This window comes from Blautia acetigignens, from assembly GCF_025566865.1.
Lineage (GTDB): Bacteria > Bacillota > Clostridia > Lachnospirales > Lachnospiraceae > Blautia_A > Blautia_A acetigignens.
The window spans coordinates 1-16,278 of the sequence record NZ_JAOQJM010000016.1 but is presented as its reverse complement, the minus strand read 5'-3'; the positions used below and the strand labels follow the sequence as shown (position 1 = coordinate 16,278).

At 34.4% G+C, this 16,278-nt stretch carries 15 protein-coding genes; 4 read left to right on the top strand and 11 right to left on the bottom strand.

What is annotated here, in order from left to right; all coding sequences use genetic code 11:
• Positions 1 to 17: 17 nt before the first annotated feature.
• Positions 18 to 800, bottom strand: coding sequence for a hypothetical protein (locus OCV70_RS15510; RefSeq protein ID WP_173768366.1), 783 nt, complete (start codon positions 798 to 800; stop codon positions 18 to 20).
• 229 nt (positions 801 to 1,029) lie between these two features.
• On the opposite strand from OCV70_RS15510, the gene OCV70_RS15505 reads away from it, so the two are divergent.
• Genes OCV70_RS15505 through OCV70_RS15490 form a run of 4 tightly spaced genes read left to right on the top strand, consistent with a single transcriptional unit; the run spans position 1,030 to position 8,180 of the window.
• A complete protein-coding gene (locus OCV70_RS15505) occupies positions 1,030 to 3,591 on the top strand; it encodes a type I restriction-modification system subunit M (protein WP_173768364.1) in 2,562 nt (853 codons plus the stop codon).
• The gene (locus OCV70_RS15500) at positions 3,576 to 4,814 is read left to right on the top strand and encodes a restriction endonuclease subunit S (RefSeq protein ID WP_173768362.1); all 1,239 of its coding nucleotides are present in this window, start codon (positions 3,576 to 3,578) and stop codon (positions 4,812 to 4,814) included. The genes OCV70_RS15505 and OCV70_RS15500 overlap by 16 nt, the downstream gene beginning before the upstream one ends.
• A gap of 13 nt (positions 4,815 to 4,827) precedes the next feature.
• Positions 4,828 to 7,995: an HsdR family type I site-specific deoxyribonuclease gene (locus OCV70_RS15495; RefSeq protein ID WP_173768360.1), complete on the top strand. Its 3,168-nt coding sequence runs from the start codon at positions 4,828 to 4,830 to the stop codon at positions 7,993 to 7,995.
• A gap of 5 nt (positions 7,996 to 8,000) precedes the next feature.
• Positions 8,001 to 8,180: a ribbon-helix-helix protein, CopG family gene (locus OCV70_RS15490; RefSeq protein WP_173768358.1), complete on the top strand. Its 180-nt coding sequence runs from the start codon at positions 8,001 to 8,003 to the stop codon at positions 8,178 to 8,180.
• A gap of 180 nt (positions 8,181 to 8,360) precedes the next feature.
• Here the strand turns inward: OCV70_RS15490 and OCV70_RS15485 are convergent, their stop codons facing one another.
• The 10 genes from OCV70_RS15485 to OCV70_RS15440 form a co-directional block, all read right to left on the bottom strand.
• Entirely contained in the window at positions 8,361 to 8,534 is a 174-nt protein-coding gene (locus tag OCV70_RS15485; protein ID WP_173768356.1) for a hypothetical protein, read from the bottom strand.
• 104 nt (positions 8,535 to 8,638) lie between these two features.
• Positions 8,639 to 9,103: a nucleoside deaminase gene (locus OCV70_RS15480; RefSeq protein ID WP_173768354.1), complete on the bottom strand. Its 465-nt coding sequence runs from the start codon at positions 9,101 to 9,103 to the stop codon at positions 8,639 to 8,641.
• Positions 9,104 to 9,139: 36 nt separating this feature from the next.
• Positions 9,140 to 9,358, bottom strand: coding sequence for an aspartate dehydrogenase (locus tag OCV70_RS15475; RefSeq protein ID WP_173768352.1), 219 nt, complete (start codon positions 9,356 to 9,358; stop codon positions 9,140 to 9,142).
• Positions 9,345 to 9,737, bottom strand: coding sequence for a DUF188 domain-containing protein (locus OCV70_RS15470; RefSeq protein ID WP_470256356.1), 393 nt, complete (start codon positions 9,735 to 9,737; stop codon positions 9,345 to 9,347). The genes OCV70_RS15475 and OCV70_RS15470 overlap by 14 nt, the downstream gene beginning before the upstream one ends.
• Positions 9,738 to 9,780: 43 nt before the next feature.
• Complete coding sequence (locus OCV70_RS15465) at positions 9,781 to 11,079, bottom strand: AbiJ-related protein (protein ID WP_173768350.1); 1,299 nt, start codon at positions 11,077 to 11,079, stop codon at positions 9,781 to 9,783.
• A 119-nt stretch (positions 11,080 to 11,198) separates the two neighbouring features.
• Positions 11,199 to 11,999 carry a hypothetical protein gene (locus OCV70_RS15460; RefSeq protein ID WP_173768348.1) on the bottom strand — a complete coding sequence of 267 codons (801 nt, stop codon included), beginning with the start codon at positions 11,997 to 11,999 and terminating at the stop codon, positions 11,199 to 11,201.
• Positions 12,000 to 12,273: 274 nt separating this feature from the next.
• Complete coding sequence (locus OCV70_RS15455) at positions 12,274 to 13,407, bottom strand: hypothetical protein (RefSeq protein ID WP_173768346.1); 1,134 nt, start codon at positions 13,405 to 13,407, stop codon at positions 12,274 to 12,276.
• Positions 13,408 to 13,574: 167 nt separating this feature from the next.
• A complete protein-coding gene (locus OCV70_RS15450; protein ID WP_262579854.1) occupies positions 13,575 to 13,802 on the bottom strand; it encodes a hypothetical protein in 228 nt (75 codons plus the stop codon).
• Between the two features lie 57 nt (positions 13,803 to 13,859).
• Complete coding sequence (locus OCV70_RS15445; protein ID WP_262579853.1) at positions 13,860 to 14,798, bottom strand: hypothetical protein; 939 nt, start codon at positions 14,796 to 14,798, stop codon at positions 13,860 to 13,862.
• 530 nt (positions 14,799 to 15,328) lie between these two features.
• A complete protein-coding gene (locus tag OCV70_RS15440; RefSeq protein ID WP_262579866.1) occupies positions 15,329 to 15,475 on the bottom strand; it encodes a hypothetical protein in 147 nt (48 codons plus the stop codon).
• Positions 15,476 to 16,278: the final 803 nt, after the last annotated feature.

Here is a 16,278-nt window from a genome sequence, read left to right as displayed (position 1 = left end):
TTGGCTACTATTGTATTTCATTTGGTGGGCATTAATATTCCTAGAAAGTTAAGCACATCAATTGCGCATCTGTCCACAAAAGGAAATTTTGGTAATTCCATTAAATTATATAGCAATGCACCGTATCCACCTAGTTTAAGTTGTGAAGGATTAATTCCAGCTGCATCCAAAATGGCTTGATCTGAAAATACTAATGATTTTCTGTATAAATCAAAGATTTCAGAAGCTATCGTTACGTTATTCAATCCTGAAACGTTGGTATAAGTTTCAGATTTTCTATGAACACCGCTAGTTTGAGCGAAACCGATTACGCTAAGAATTATTAATTGTCGATATGTTAATTCAGAAGATATTTTTAATAGTTTATCTGCCATTTCACAGCTGATAGAGTCATCAAAGGCAATATTAGCATATAAATTAGCAATGTATTGAAGTTTCCTTTCTTCATATTCTTTTTGTGCTACTAGCAATGTACCCTCTAAAATTTCTTCTGCTGATGAATATTCATCAATATTTTTAAAAAAATTATCATTACGAAGTTTTTTATTATTTTGAAGGTTTTTATCGATTTTTTTCTTTGCGAAATCCATGACGTTGGTAATTCGAGATTCTTCACGTTTGGATAAGAAGCGCTGTTTTATTTCTTTTCCAACGTAATCAAATACTTTTTCCACAAGATTTCCAGCTACAGCACCACCAAGAATGCCTCCTATTCCCGGTGCAACCGTGGATATACTAGCTTCAACTATAGTGCCAGCTACAACTCCGCTTAAATCGGAAATTATGTCATTTTTTTCCATAGGATTCCTTCTTTCTTTTTGGTATTTTGTTAGACATTCCCCATCATAAAAACTTTCTTTATACTATATACGAATAAAACATATCATTATCACAATAAAATATTAAAATAAGATTAATAAATTTAAAATGTATTGTTTTGTATTGAATTTTCATTGCAATAAAGTGTATAATGAAATTATTCAATAGAAAAATATTCGGTTAATATCATTTTATATCTAGGAGGAACACATGACAAAACAGGAATTGGCAACCAGAATATGGGCCACAGCGAATGTACTGAGAAAAAACATCAAAGCCAGTGAATATAAAGATTATATTCTTGGATTTATGTTCTATAAATATTTGTGTGACAAAGAAATGGATCATCTTTTAGACATGGGAGGCTCTTTTGAAGATTTGAAAAATGCCGATGAAAATTTGCAGACAACGCTTAAAGATGATAAGGGATATTTTATTGCCTATAAAGATATGTTTGAATACTGGAAAGGGCTTGGTGTAAAGCTCGGGGCAAAAGATGTTTCCGAAGCGCTGGACAGATTCTATACAAACTTAAAACCAATCTATAGCAATGTTTTTAATAAAATATTTTCTGCATTACAGACTGGTTTATCCAAACTTGGTGATAATGCCGGATCACGTGATAAAGCTGTTCGTGACATTGTAGAACTCGTTGCTCTTATCCCACCAACAAGTCGTGAGTATGATGTGCTGGGCTATATTTATGAATATCTGATCCAGCAGTTCTCATCAGAAGCAAAAAAAGACGGTGCATTTTACACACCGCATGAGCTAACCAGTCTAATGGCTAAGATTGTTGCAGAGCGAATGAAAGGGCGTACAGAAATAACGGCGTATGATCCTACCGTTGGTTCTGGAGGATTGCTGCTCAACATTGGCCGGGAAGTCGGAAAATATATTGATAGAAATTTTATCCATTACTATGGTCAGGAATTGATCACTGAGACGGCAAACTTAGCGAAAATGAACCTATTTATGCAGGACGTACCGGTACAGAATATCTGTATAAACTGCGCGAATACTCTGGAGGATGACTGGCCGTATTTGGAGGAGAATGGAGGAAGAAAACCGCTTCCTGTAGATGTAGTAGTTTCGAATCCGCCCTATTCTGCTCACTGGACTTCAGGTTCCTATAAAACAGATCCGCGTTTTGTAAAATACGGTCTTGCACCTGATACCAAGGCAGATTATGCATTTTTACTGCATTGCCTTTATCATTTAAAGAATGACGGTGTTATGGCAATCGTACTTCCTCACGGTGTTCTTTTCAGAGGCGGCAGCGAGGAAGAAATCCGAAAGAAATTGATTGAAAACCATAATATTGAGACGATCATTGGATTTCCAAGTCAGATGTTCTTTTCCACCCCAATTTCAGTCATTGTTGCTGTTCTTTCAAAAGAGAGAAAAGAAAGTGATATTCTGTTTGTTGATGCATCCCAGAGTTTTGTAAAAGTAAAGAAACAGAATGTTTTGAGACAGATGGATATACAGAAGATTTTTGACGCCGTGCAGGATCGTAAAAGCATTCCGGATTTTTCCAGACTGGTTACTAAAGAGGAAATCAAGAAAAATGACTATAACCTTAATATTTCACGGTATATTTCTGCAAAAAAGGAAGAGACTCCATATGACCTCTTTTCAGTCATGACCGGACAAATCTGCAAATCTGAAGTTGAACAGTTTAAAGAGTTCTGGGAAAAATTTCCTGGATTGAGAGAAAAACTGTTTATAGAGAATGATACGTATTATGATATAACAGGTGATAATCTTAGAAAGGTTATTGTCAATTACCCTGCTGTTGTTGATTTTACAAAAGAATTTAAGGGAGTATCCGCAGAATTCAAGTCTTATTTGATTGAGGAAATACTCTGCCAGTCTCCAGCTCAAAACGTGATGGAAACAATCAAAAAGCAGCTGTTTGTGACGTTTGGAGACGAAAAGTATAAGCTTATTGATAAATACAGCGTATATCAGTCGTTTGCTGATTGCTGGGACGATATTGAAGGGGATCTTTCCAGGATCAGCTCTGAAGGGAAACAGATCTGCACGGAAACAGAGCCTTGGATCATCATGAAAAAGGATTCTAAAACAAAGAAGTTTGTTGAAGAACAGATTGGAATGAAAGGAAAAGTCTTCCCATTGGAACTGATAAAAGACACCTATTTTAAAGAAGACTTTTCAAAAATCAGAACATTATCAGCTGATGCAGATGGTTATGTATCTAAATACACAGAGCTCTGGGAAGATTTCGATGAAGACATTGTTGCCGAATTATCAAAAGAAGGCGATGACAATACAGATTTCGATATTAAGAAAATAAAAGCTGCGATTAAGAAAGCAGAATATCCGGAAACAACTATCCAGAATTTCAAAGCCATTGTAAAGGCTGTTGACAGCGAAAAGGCCTGCCGCAAGCGTATAAAAGAACTTGATCTGGAGATGAAGCAAAAAGCTGAGGACAAGATCCACGCCCTGTCAGATGAAGAAGTCTTTAATCTTCTTGTTATGAAATGGATCGATCCGATTATTTTAAATATTAATAAAACTGCAGAAAGCGTTATTACTGGTTTTGCAGCAGATATTGTTGCGTTGAAAGAAAAGTATGCCAATCCCCTGTCTGAATTATCCTCTGATCTGGAAAATACAGAAAAGCAGTTTCATGACATGCTTTCAGGCCTTGTGGGCAGTACAAAAGATATGGACGCAATCAAAATGCTGAAAACAGAATTTGACGTTAATCCAAAGGAGAAACCAGAATGCGGCCAGAAATAGGATTTAAAGGATTTGCTGATGAGTGGGAACAGCATAAGTTATCGGAAATTTGTGACTTTGAAAAGGGCAAGGGATTAAGTAAAGATGATATAAGTGATAACGGAAAATATCCATGCATTTTATATGGACAATTATTTACAGAGTATGGAATGTTCATTAACAGTATTTTTTCTAAAAGTAATACGATAAGTGATGAATGTAAATTAAGCGAAAAAGGCGATATATTAATACCAAGATGTGATACAACACCAGATGGATTAGGTCGGGCCTCTGCATTATCTGTAAATAATGTGATTCTCGGATTTGATATTAATATTCTCAAGATAAAAAACAAAAAAGATTATAATTTTAATTACGTTTCTGTAGCACTTAACTTTCACAGAAAGGATTTACTTTCAAAGGTAGTAGGAAGTACGGTGCGGCATCTTGAAAACAAGGAATTAAGAGATATCTTAATAGAATCTCCCTGCTCAATTGAAGAACAGAAAAAAATTGCTAGTTTATTTCAATGCATAGAAAATCTAATCACTCTTCACCAGCGTAAGTATGAAAGACTTGTAAATGCCAAAAGATCCATGCTGGTCAAAATGTTTCCTCAAAATAGCAGTAAAGTTCCTGAAATTCGCTTTAAGGGATTTACTAATGATTGGGAACAGCGTAAGTTAGGGGAAATTACAGAACTTAAATCAGCATCACGTGTTCATAGAGATGAATGGACTGGCTCAGGTGTTCCGTTTTTCAGATCAAGTGACGTTATGGCAGCAATAAATGGAACTGTGAATGAAAAGGCATATATCTCCGAAGAATTGTATGAAAAACTTTCAAGTGTATCAGGAAAATTAGAAAAAGGCGATGTACTTATTACGGGTGGTGGTTCTGTAGGAAACCCTTATATTGTTCCAGATAATGAACCACTTTATACAAAAGATGCAGATTTGCTCTGGATAAAAAACCAAGGTAGATTTCATCCATATTTTCTGTATGAGTATTTCTTTTCACCAACATTCAGAACATATTTGGGTAGTATTTCGCATGTTGGAACGATTGCTCACTACACAATTACGCAATTGTCAGAAACACCAATTTGCCTGCCAAATATTGAAGAACAAACAAAGGTGGGAGAATATTTTTCTAACCTCGACCACCTTATTACGCTTCATCAATGTAAGATAAAAAAATTACAAGATGCAAAAAAAGCATTTCTGATAAAAATGTTTGCATAGGAAGGAGTTTCATATGCCATTACCATATACCGGTTCTCATGGAGAATTGAATTTTGAGGCAGATTTCGTAGATGAATTGCGTCATGCTGGATGGCAGGAAGTCCTCAAAAACAAAACAGTTCCGGAACTGATTGATAACTGGAGAAATATTATTTTTAAACGAAACAGAGATACACTGAATGATATACCGTTATCAGATTCTGAAATGGACTATCTTTTAGATGTTATGAGGTCACAGGCAAATACCCCTGTAAAGGCCAATCATTTTATTAATGGACCCGCAGTAGGGATTAAACGTGACTCTGATTCTCCAGATCGACAGCATGCAGGGAAAGAGGTCTTTCTGGACCTCTTCTCTTCCACCGAAATAGCCGGAGGAACGTCCAGGTACCAGATTGCAGAACAAACACAGTTTGACACTGCAGACATATATAATGATCGACGAGGAGATATCACACTTTTGATCAATGGTATGCCGGTCATTCATATTGAACTGAAAGCTTCAGGTGTTGATATTTCAGAAGCCACTATTCAGATACGGAAGTATTACCAGGAAGGGATTTTTCGTGGATTTATGGGGCTTGTACAGGTGTTCTGGGCTATTTCACCGGAGGATGCATTATTTTTTGCCAATCCTGGAGATGTAGATAAATTCAATTCTTCCTTTTTCTTTCGATGGGGTGACCGAAATAATAAGATTATAAAGAATTGGAAAGAATTGATATCTGGCAGTACTCATATTCTATCTATTCCGGAAGCACACAAATTAATTGGTTATTACTGTGTCGCTGACACTTTAAAAGACACTTTGAAAATATGTCGCAGTTATCAATATATTGCAATCAGAGCTCTCGTAAAAAGAGCTTCAGAGCAAAAATGGGGAGATAATAGCCAACTTGGAGGTTTTATCTGGTGTACCACTGGTGGTGGCAAGACAATGACCTCTTTTAAAGCGGGGCAGCTAATTATAGATATGGGCTATGCGGATAAAGTTGTTTTTGTGGTAGATCGAAAGGTACTTGATACGCAGTCTACCAAAGAATATAATTCATTTTCCAGATCAGGAGAAAATGTCTGCGAAACCAAAACAACAAATGACCTGTTCTATAAATTAAAGAGTTCAAGATCTGATGAAACGATGATTGTGACTTCCATGCAGAAAATCTCCCGGATAAACGATGAGGCTGAAAAAATCAAAAAGGATATGTTGGAGAAAATAAAAGAAAAGCGCATCGTTTTTATTATTGATGAGGCACATCGTTCTCAGTTTGGAACTATGCATGACAGTGTAAAGAAAACTTTTTATAATGCGTTGTTTTTTGGATTTACTGGAACCCCAATTTTTACGGAAAATATGAAACCTGGCGAACTTATAACAGAAACTGTATTTGGCCCGTGTCTTGCAATCTACTCTCTCGCTACCGGAATCAGGGATAAAAATGTACTTGGTTTCTGGCCGGAGGCTGTAAAAACTTTTTCAGATGATGAATTAAAAGAAAAAGTTGCATTATCTGAATGCCATGCAAATAATAAAAATGAAATTGTGGTAGGATCAGAAGCATGGCGGCTATATCGAAAGCTTACAAAAAATACGCCTATGGCAACAGAATATGATGAAAAGGGAAATCCCAAGAAAGACAAAAATGGCAAGATAATTAAAGGGATTGAAGACTATATTCCTTCAAATACATATAATGATCCAGAGCATCGGCATCATAATGCAGTTGTCAAATATATAGTGAATAATTTTGTCACGATTGCGTATGGAGAATATGGAACTCTTTTTCATGGGATTTTAGCCACAGAAGGTATTGATGAAGCAATTTACTATTGGGAAAGATTTCGGAAAACAGCTCCGACATTAAATGTAACAGCATTATTTAATCCAAATGTCAATACAAATAAAGAAAGAACATTAGAACATGAAAAAGCGCTGATAAAAATTGTAGATGCTTATAATGAACAATATGGCACCAGCTATAATCGTAAAACGGATCCGGATCATTCTGGCTTTAAGGAAGATTTAACAAGTCGTCTTGCCCATAAAAAGCCATATGAACATATTGGAAATGATCACAGTAAGTGTATTGATATTGTAATAGTAGTAAAACAATTGCTTACAGGCTTTGATTCGCAGTATGTAAATATATTATATCTGGATCGGGAACTGAAAGATGATGCACTGATTCAGGCAATATCGCGAACAAATAGAGTTTTAGATAATAATGAAAAACCATGGGGAATGGTTAAGTTTTTCAGGAAGCCTTATAGCATGAAACGGAATTTGCAAGAGGCACTAAAACTCTATTGCGAGGGAGATTATGCGGATGTTGCGGTAAATGATTTAGAGAAAAATATCGATAAACTGAATCATATCTTTGAAAATATTACGTATGTTTTTTCTCAGGATAAAATAGAAAATTTTGAATGTCTTCCGAAAAAGGATGAAAACAGACAGAAATTTCGGAGAGAATTTTACGACATGAAAACCACTATGCGGGCAGCTATGCTCCAGGGATTAAAATGGACAAATTCACATGGAAAAAAACTGGATTTTGATGAAAAGACATACAAGATTTTGACTATGCGATACAACGATCTTCCTTCCAATCAAGGTGGTGGTGGAAAACGGACCCAAAAACCAGGCTTTAATTTGAACACCAATATCTCAACAATGGAAATGGAAAAAATTGATGCAGAATACCTGGAGGCACAATTTAGAATCATAACAATGGAAGACGTGGAAGATTCTGATGACTATGATGAACTAAAGTCTGCTGCTATTAAGGAAATCAAAAAGAATCTCGGTATGTTAACTGAAATACAGCAAAGATACGCAAAAATAGTATTATCAGATATTGAGAATGGAATTCTGATTGTCGAAAAAGGAAAAAAATTCATGGATTACATCCAGGAATATATGGAACGGATCCAACGTGAAAAGATCAAAAATTATGCAGACCAGGTTGGGCTCAACCCAGATAGGCTTTTTGACCTATATAGAGAATATACTTCCGGTGAAGTTGACCCATTAAAGTTCGAAAGGTTAAAACAATCTGTTGATATTGAACGCTTGAAGAAATATTACAATTGTGTAGAATTCAAAGCCAGAATCCGTTTTCATGTAGAATTGAAAAAGTATATTGAAGAACGCAAAGCTGACTACGAAGAGAAAGGATGATTCAAATGCCTAGACCGAAAAAAGACAACTATCCATTGTCGCTGAGAATAGAAAAAAATGTATACGATCGATTAACTCAATATTGCGAGGATTCTGGTCAGACTAAAACCCTGGCTATTGAGCGGGCTTTGATGGCGTATATAGATGAGTATTATAGGCAGCAGGAGAAACTGGAGCATATTTAATAATTGATAAAAATGAACAAGTGTATTATCTAAGACGGTGTTTTACAATTATTTATTTATGCTCTCCTATTTTAATTGCAAGATTGTCAGTCAAAGTAAAGAAGCCTACCTCGACTGACAATCTGACAGTTAAGAAATGCTTATGTTTTATTGTAGCAATTGTCAAAATATTGTACGCAATCAAGTGGTAGTTTCCGACATTTTATATTTTTTATCGAGAAATTTTTTGATATCATCCACGGTAATTTCATCCCGTTTTTCTTTTTCAATATATTCCTGAAAATCTTTAGTGGGCGTTAATCCGTCAACTTTGAGCATTCCGATTGCATAATCCCATGCTTCAGATTTTGTCATAATATCATTCTCCCTGTACAGGTTTAGTTGCTTATACTTATATCATCGAGTGTTTTAGGTTGGTAGTTACAAAGGTGGGTATTTTTCTACAAATTAGATGTATATCAGCCTTTCTTATGAGTACCAAAGTATTCTTTCAGAACATTCAGTGCTTCTTCTCTCAGAACGCCTTCTGTAACTTGCGGGTGCCAGAATGAGTTATCAAATACCATTTTGGAACAGTTGCAGCCTTTATTTCCAAGGATATTTTCAAGATCGATATTGCTTGCTCCGTAGACCAGTCGTCCAAGTTTTACCCATACCATGGCACCACTGCACATAAAACAGGGTTCACAGCTGGAATAGAGAGTACATTCATGTAAGTCTGTAATGGCGGTCTGTGCGCAAAATTCCCGGATAAGGCCTGCTTCGCCATGAAAAGTCGGATCATGTCTGGTGTAAATCTGGTTTTCATTGGTGAATATAATCTGGTCATCTTTCACCAGTACTGCACCAAATGGTTCATTGCCATGTTCTACAGCCAGTTTTGACAGCTCAATTGCTTTTTTCATAAAGATTTCATCCTGCATAAAATTTTCTCCCATCTTTTGTAAATTTGGAAACCATCAATATTCTTTTGGAATTTCTCCTGTTATTCCATATATACTTTTGAAGTATTCCAGATCCTGTGGACATTTGATCAACATGATTTCTTCCATTTCGCCCGTCTGAATATCCTTAAATCCCGCAACCTGTTCTCCGGTGCAAATGCTTGCCTGGATCACAGGTCTCATTTTTTCTTTATCATAGGATTTTCTGACGGATTTCTTCTTAAATAATCCCATGTGTATTTTCCTCTTTCTCCGTTGCTGTCAGAATCATTTTCTCAAAAGCCAGTGCAAATCTCTCATCATCTTTCTGTGTACGTTTCTTTGGTTCCTTTATATGATTTTTATGAGAGCTTCTTCGGAGTTTTTTATTCAGGTGACGTTCCATAAGCATCTGGTCAATATTCTCATTTGTATACCATTTGCCAGATTGGTGAATAGCGTAAGCTCCTTTACTCAGAGCCAGTGTTATTCCATAATCCTGTGATACTATAATATCCCTTTTTTGGCAGATGCTGATCAGCTTGTAGTCCACGGCATCCTTTTTATGTCCAATCTCCTTGCTTAGTACGTGGGCAAAATATACTGTCCAGAGGAGAGGCCGATGTGGATGGATTGTCAGTTTGTCAGGGCCCTTTCGATAATGATATTTATGGCAACTACATATTTAATCCTTCTAAATATTGAATGGCTGTTTCTATTAGGGACATACATCTATTATAAAAATATTTGTAATGCCGTTTATCAAGGACATTTGTTTGGGTTGTTTCATGATGACGAATACTGAAACTATTACCTATTTCTGTAAGCTCATGAAATTCTTTATCAAATAAGTCTTTAAACGCTTTTTGATTATTACTCATGTCATTTATGAGCTTTTCTACGGAATTTTTTTTATTCATTGTGGAGGAACAATAATATGTTTTTAATCGTTCAAATGCATCCCAAAGTTTTTCTACAGCAATTTGGAAGTTATTTTCATCATAATATTTAGTAGCTTCTTGCAATAATTCTTTTAGTCCTGCTTCTTCAATTTTCATTAATGAACTACTTCCTATTCGGGTATCAAATACCCTGCTTATTTTCCCATTATATAAAGAAAAAGGAATTTCATTCAATTTCAAAAGTGCATTAATACTTGGCTCAAATTCATTTCCTTCACTATGTCTATTAAAGAATTCTATGGCATCAAAAACACAAAACGGTGAGCTGGAAAGAATAAAATTTTGTAAATTATCAGTTTCAACATATTCTTTTTGATTGTTATAGCATTTGGGGGTATAAAATTGTTTTATGTCTTCAAATACATCTGCTGCTACCGTTGTGGGATAATTGAATCCAGTTTCAGTTGTTGCATAATATCCCATATTATAATGCTCCAAAAACTGATAAATTTGATTTCTAGCCTTTTTACTGATGGATAAGGATAGCTGCTTTTCTTTTATTTCCTTAGAATGACGTTGGGAATATGGAATAAATAAAGTATTTTTTTCATTTTGATATATTCTCCAGCCATAAACATCCCGGTTGGATATTTTTTGTGCTGGATATAATTCATATCCGTCATTTCGTAATAAATCGTTGATTTTTTCTAAATATTCAGTCCAATATCCTTTATCATTTCTGACTGCGGGATGAAATATTTCACAGATAAATTTTAAATATTTTTCGTCACTGCCATTTATTAGTTCGAATCTTTCATCTTCAAAAACCCAACAGAAGGGATAATCTTCATTGTTTACTGTATGTTGCCATATGTCGCCTTCAGCATCCTTATATCTTAGGTCCTTACTAGGAAGCTTTTTGAGATCATACAACCTTTTGAGAAAGTCAACTTCAGTAAGTCGTCCCCAATAATAATATATAATTGTTTTTGTTTCGAAGAATTCATCTATTACTAAACCATTTCGAAATAAATCTAATATGTCACGTCTGGTTATTTCTGTAATACGATTCATTATATTTTCCTTTCATGTTATGGTACGTTATTGTTTCACGTATTAGCGCTATATCAAAAAAATAATAATATGTTCGAAAAACAAACAAAAGAAATCAGAAGAGCATATATTTTGTGAAGTTATAATCCATAAAAATTTTGCTGAAGTATATTTTTCATTTCGTCAAAATGTTGGGCTGCATTTTCCAATACGGGATATTTCTTATAAAAAAGGAACCAATTTGTCATCCATTCATTTATGCCAAAATGTTTTTTTATCCATTGATCATTTAGAGTTTCGGGATATAATTTTTGCAAAGTATAAAGTCTTCCAATATATTGTGCCACAAAATAGGCTTGGTGATATCCTGTAACTGCATTATCGTATTGCTCTTGAAGATAATTCCACTGAGCTGGCAGTTCTTGGTTTATTATGTATGGAAGCATTTCTTCACAATTAGCATTATTTTTTCCTAAGGAATATTTTCTGGTAAAGTAATAACCGGTTGATCTAGCGTGAATCTCTGTCCAAAGCGAAAACATATTATGCTTATTGTTCTGTGTGATTTCGGTATACTTTTTGGCATTAATTATCTTTGCATACTGAACAAAATCCTGCACATGAGTTGTTTCATGTATAATTGTGCCAACCCAAGTCATATTGTTTTTGTGTATATTTTGAATTAATCTGTCTTGGTTTATAAGAACAATAAAAGTACCATTGATTTCTTCAGGTGGAACCATAAGACCATTATATTCATTAAGTGACTTTACAAAAGAAGAATCAGGATTACTTATATTTGGATTCAAGATCAAATATTCAGTTGCGATATTTTGCACTATATAATAAGAAGGCATAACAGGATCTCTAACATTAACTGTGTTAAAAAAATCGTCTATAATGCTTAAAATTCTATTATTGATTAAATTTTCTGGATCCATAGTCCCTATTCTATTCCTCCCTTTTTACTATGCAGTAATTTAAGAAATTAAATTTATACCTATATCCAATACTTTATAAGTAACTTGGACCTTGTATATATATACGACAAAAATCGTGAAAAATCACAATATTTTATTATATCAAATCTATATATCAATTACTCCAATAATTTTTTTTGTATAAGAATTTTATCATTTCAATATTTCTGAAAATCCAACTATCAGATTGTGGATTTTTACATATATTTATTTGTCTAATTTCTTGCCTTCGATATTATAGATTAGATGTTTTAGGGACAAAGTCATGAGCACATATAATCCTGCTCCGCTGAACTACATCACCTCTAACTGAGCAATTTCCCTTTGCGCAGCCTTCTATTGGTGTGAAGTTTTCACAAGAGTTGCACTTTCTACGTTCTTTTTTCATTCCATGCCCATCGCATCGTATCATTTCATACCCAACAATATATTTTTGTAGTTCATCCTCGGATATTGTTTTTTCGAGCTTTTCACCTTTATCATTTTTTAATTCAAAGTGAATATTCAAACCATTTATGTCTGCTCTTAATGCTATATTGTTATTCAGAAGACCTTCCTCATTTAATTCATTAATTTCTTCACAATTTAGTTCTTCAATAAATTGTAAAATATCTTCCATTGTAGATACTGATAAACCATATCCTCCAGATGTATATTCATAAAATATGTTACCATAATAGTCACCATCTTTTAAGGTTATAGCAATTACATAATCTCTGGATTTATAGTCATCTGTTAAATCATGGTACATTTTTGATTTCTCCTTATATTGATATCTTTCTTGATTTTCTTCTCGATACTTTTCATTTCGAATTTTATCAATAGCGCTTAATCTTTTCATTCTTGCTTCCATAGCATCAAGACCATTTTGCTTGAATTTTTTTATTAATTCGTCTCCGTAAAAAGATTCAAATTCTTCTCTACACTTTTTTAGTTCATCAAGCCGAGTTGACATAAAACTTTCAAAAAAGCTTTCTGGTATGTGTAATCTAGTTGAAAATTGTCTTTTCCTTTTGGGAATTGTTTTTTGTGTTCTGGCATATCCAAGGACACCAATAGATACATCTAATATCCCTGCCAATTCTTCCGAGGTTAGTTGATAAATCTTTTCAATAACATCGTAAATATTTATTTCAACTCCAATTCCCTGTTCATCTTTTTGCAAAAGATCGAGAAATTCCATATAATTTAATTTGTATCTATCATAGGACTCTTTTAGATACCAAGGTGCTTTTTGGGTAATTTCTTTATAATATTCAAAAGAAGCCCCCCAGCTTTTACACTCTTTATTGGGAGTATATTTGTGTTCAATTCCACATTTTCCTTCAAAGTTAAATTCACATGTTTTACAAGTTTTATCTAGAATCATCCCAGCCACCTCTTACCCTGCTAATATTTTTCTGCGGTATGAATTATTTTGATATGTTATTCAACTACTATTCTGTATAAACTAAGGGTGAAAAGCCTAAATTTTAAGCTAGTCACCCTTACTGTCATACAAGAATATTATTTACAGAAATTTTTTTATAATTAAAACTATTTCATTACGCATAAACTTTCATCAATCCATTTCTGGACCTCTTTTTCGTTCACCTTAACCAGACGGGCAATCATTTTTACATCCATGCCCTCTTCTGCCATGGAAAGGGCTATTTCTTTCGCTTTTTTCAGTTCACCGCATTTCTCGCCGCTTTCCATTCCCTCACTATAAATTTTCTCCATTTCATAGCACATAAACTCAACCCCTTTCTGTGTCTCTTTCAATTCATGTACCCTTTTTGCAAGAACCGAGCTGTGCATAATATTTATTTCTAAATATGCTTATAATTTATATTCTTTATAAAGTTCCTCACGATACTCTTCATCCTCAGAGGCCTTCTCTGCATCTGAATAACGTTTGTTCTTCAAAAGAATATTCATAAGCGTCCCTAAACGGTTTTCACCCTTTTTTTCGCCATTTTCTTCAGCATAGGAAATCATACTTAACATATCAGCCAACTCCTTTTGTCGGACCGGTTTATCAGAGTCCGGGATATATGATAATACTTTTTTCTGATTACCAGAAAATAATCCATATAAAAAATCCACGAGTCCTTTTTGATCTTGTTTTTCTCCGCCAAGTCTTACGATGATTATTTCTAGAAGGTCTGCTTCGGCGGTATTAACCTTGATATCTGGTTTTGGAAAACCTTCGTTCTTATAATTCTGTATTTTGTAATAAGATATAGTATTCTGTAGTCTTTTTGGTATACCTTCAAGGCATATCCAAATGCTATATACTTTCTCTAGGTATTTATATGCAATTCCATTCTTGCCAATCTTATCAATCTGAGCGGACAGCTTGCGGCATCCATAGTATATGCCTCTTTTTATAACTGGATAGTCAAGATCATATTCTTTCTGAAATTCAAAGTCAATATGAAGGTTTACCAGAATATTTTCTTTTGAATTTGGAAGTAGCGAACGGAATAAAACATCAAAAGTTGCCGGTGGCTTACCTGTGGCATTGGTTTCTGTTCTTTCTCCACGTATGGTTTGAGCCATATCCTCTTCCACTAATGCAGTTCCTGTCTGGATGGTATCTCCTTCAATACATTCCATGATTTCCTCTAATGAGCAGTCTTTGTATTCTGCTACTGTGTACTTTAAGATATTTCCCATAATTGGTTTGTATGAGAATATATTTTTTGCAGATTGATCTCCCGATTCGTTTCCTTCTATGGAATCCATTGTTGCAGAAATACTGTCTTTTACGTTCATGAATTTCTCCTGACATTAGAAGTTATATTTATATAACAATCATACAACAGGGCAAAAATTTCGTCAAATGTTTCTTCAGTTCAAACAATAGTAAAAAAGCATAAAGGTTAGATGTCTTAATGAGTCAAATGAGTTTTTAGAAATATCTATAATGGGGGAATTGACAGATTGAGATAAGCAATATATACTAATAGTAACAAAAAACAGATAAAAGAAATGCTGTATGTGGAATATGGTTAGCAAATCTGATCTGTGAAATAATACCAAACGGAACTAAATGGCATTAGATAGCAGCGCAGGAAAAGAACGTAATTATATGACACCAAATATCACTAAGTAGTACCAAAAGATCAATGAAGGGGACAAAAATCAACCTTGAAACTGTCACATTTGGTGTTCAAAAAAATTGTTTGTTCCGTGTGTTATTGAGTGTTATCTAGTACTAAATGGTATCAAATGACACACAATATCATGTACAAGATAACATGAGATAGCACTATATATTGCGAAATGGGCGTAGACGTAATCTGCTAATCACAGACATCCGGAAAACAAAACGCCACACGGATATCTATCCCGTCTAAATTTTTCATCACAGAGTTGACCTCCCCGCCGATATAACGGGCTGCTTTGTCAACGCTGAGTAATATTTCGTCACTAAGTGCTAATTTTCTCATTCTTTTCCTTTCACGATTTGTCACTATTTGCCAAATACAGAACTTCTTCTGTTTAGATTTGGATAGTGACTTTTTTTCTGAATAAGTGGGAAAAATAATGCTCATTTTTGAACCTATTTTTACCCCGAAAACGGCATTTGGTCACTGCGGTACCGGCTGTGGTATATGCCGTTAATTATCCTATTATAATACAGGTCATTTCAGAAATTCAAGAGAAATTGTGTGCTTTTGTGGAAATGGTGAAAATTGTCTGCTGTCCCTCCTTTTTTTACAAGATTCTTTTTTCAATATTAATATGTCATATTTTTTGTTTCTGTCAAAAAATGTTGAGGTGCTTGTCGCTTTTGGGATATCTGTTTTCTTGGAAAAACCTTTCTTAAATAATCATTCTTAAAAATATTACATATTAAATGTATAAATACTCTATAAATATATTCCTTTGTATGGACATCCACCTTACAGGATTAATATGTCATTTATTTGAAATTTTATCAAAAATTTTCATAAAAGATCGGATTCTGAGCGAAAATCGGACAATATATAATTGAAAGACAATTAAACGCTCAGCCAGTGATGGCAGAAAGGAAAAAAGAATGAGAAAAGAATCAAAAGAAATGGCTGTTACAGCCGCAACAATGAAAAAAGAGATTGTCAACACTGAGCAATATTTCGTCACTAAGTGCTAATTTTCTCATTCTTTTCCTTTCACAATTTATCACTAGTTAGCAACCACCAGTTCAACTGGTGGTTTATCCTTGGCCCTCCAAAGGCCATTGTTACTGCTCGCCCCAAAGGGCGGTATC

Bases quoted from the DNA above. Each gene is read 5' to 3' on its own strand.
- OCV70_RS15475 (WP_173768352.1), bottom strand. From the start codon at position 9,358: ATGGGATTATTTAAGAAGAAATCCGTCAGAAAATCCTATGATAAAGAA.
- OCV70_RS15465 (WP_173768350.1), bottom strand. From the start codon at position 11,079: ATGAATCGTATTACAGAAATAACCAGACGTGACATATTAGATTTATTT.
- OCV70_RS15500 (WP_173768362.1), top strand. From the start codon at position 3,576: ATGCGGCCAGAAATAGGATTTAAAGGATTTGCTGATGAGTGGGAACAG.
- OCV70_RS15495 (WP_173768360.1), top strand. From the start codon at position 4,828: ATGCCATTACCATATACCGGTTCTCATGGAGAATTGAATTTTGAGGCA.
- OCV70_RS15480 (WP_173768354.1), bottom strand. From the start codon at position 9,103: ATGCAGGATGAAATCTTTATGAAAAAAGCAATTGAGCTGTCAAAACTG.
- OCV70_RS15460 (WP_173768348.1), bottom strand. From the start codon at position 11,999: ATGGATCCAGAAAATTTAATCAATAATAGAATTTTAAGCATTATAGAC.
- OCV70_RS15455 (WP_173768346.1), bottom strand. From the start codon at position 13,407: ATGATTCTAGATAAAACTTGTAAAACATGTGAATTTAACTTTGAAGGA.
- OCV70_RS15445 (WP_262579853.1), bottom strand. From the start codon at position 14,798: ATGAACGTAAAAGACAGTATTTCTGCAACAATGGATTCCATAGAAGGA.
- OCV70_RS15485 (WP_173768356.1), bottom strand. From the start codon at position 8,534: ATGACAAAATCTGAAGCATGGGATTATGCAATCGGAATGCTCAAAGTT.
- OCV70_RS15505 (WP_173768364.1), top strand. From the start codon at position 1,030: ATGACAAAACAGGAATTGGCAACCAGAATATGGGCCACAGCGAATGTA.
- OCV70_RS15510 (WP_173768366.1), bottom strand. From the start codon at position 800: ATGGAAAAAAATGACATAATTTCCGATTTAAGCGGAGTTGTAGCTGGC.
- OCV70_RS15490 (WP_173768358.1), top strand. From the start codon at position 8,001: ATGCCTAGACCGAAAAAAGACAACTATCCATTGTCGCTGAGAATAGAA.
- OCV70_RS15440 (WP_262579866.1), bottom strand. From the start codon at position 15,475: ATGAGAAAATTAGCACTTAGTGACGAAATATTACTCAGCGTTGACAAA.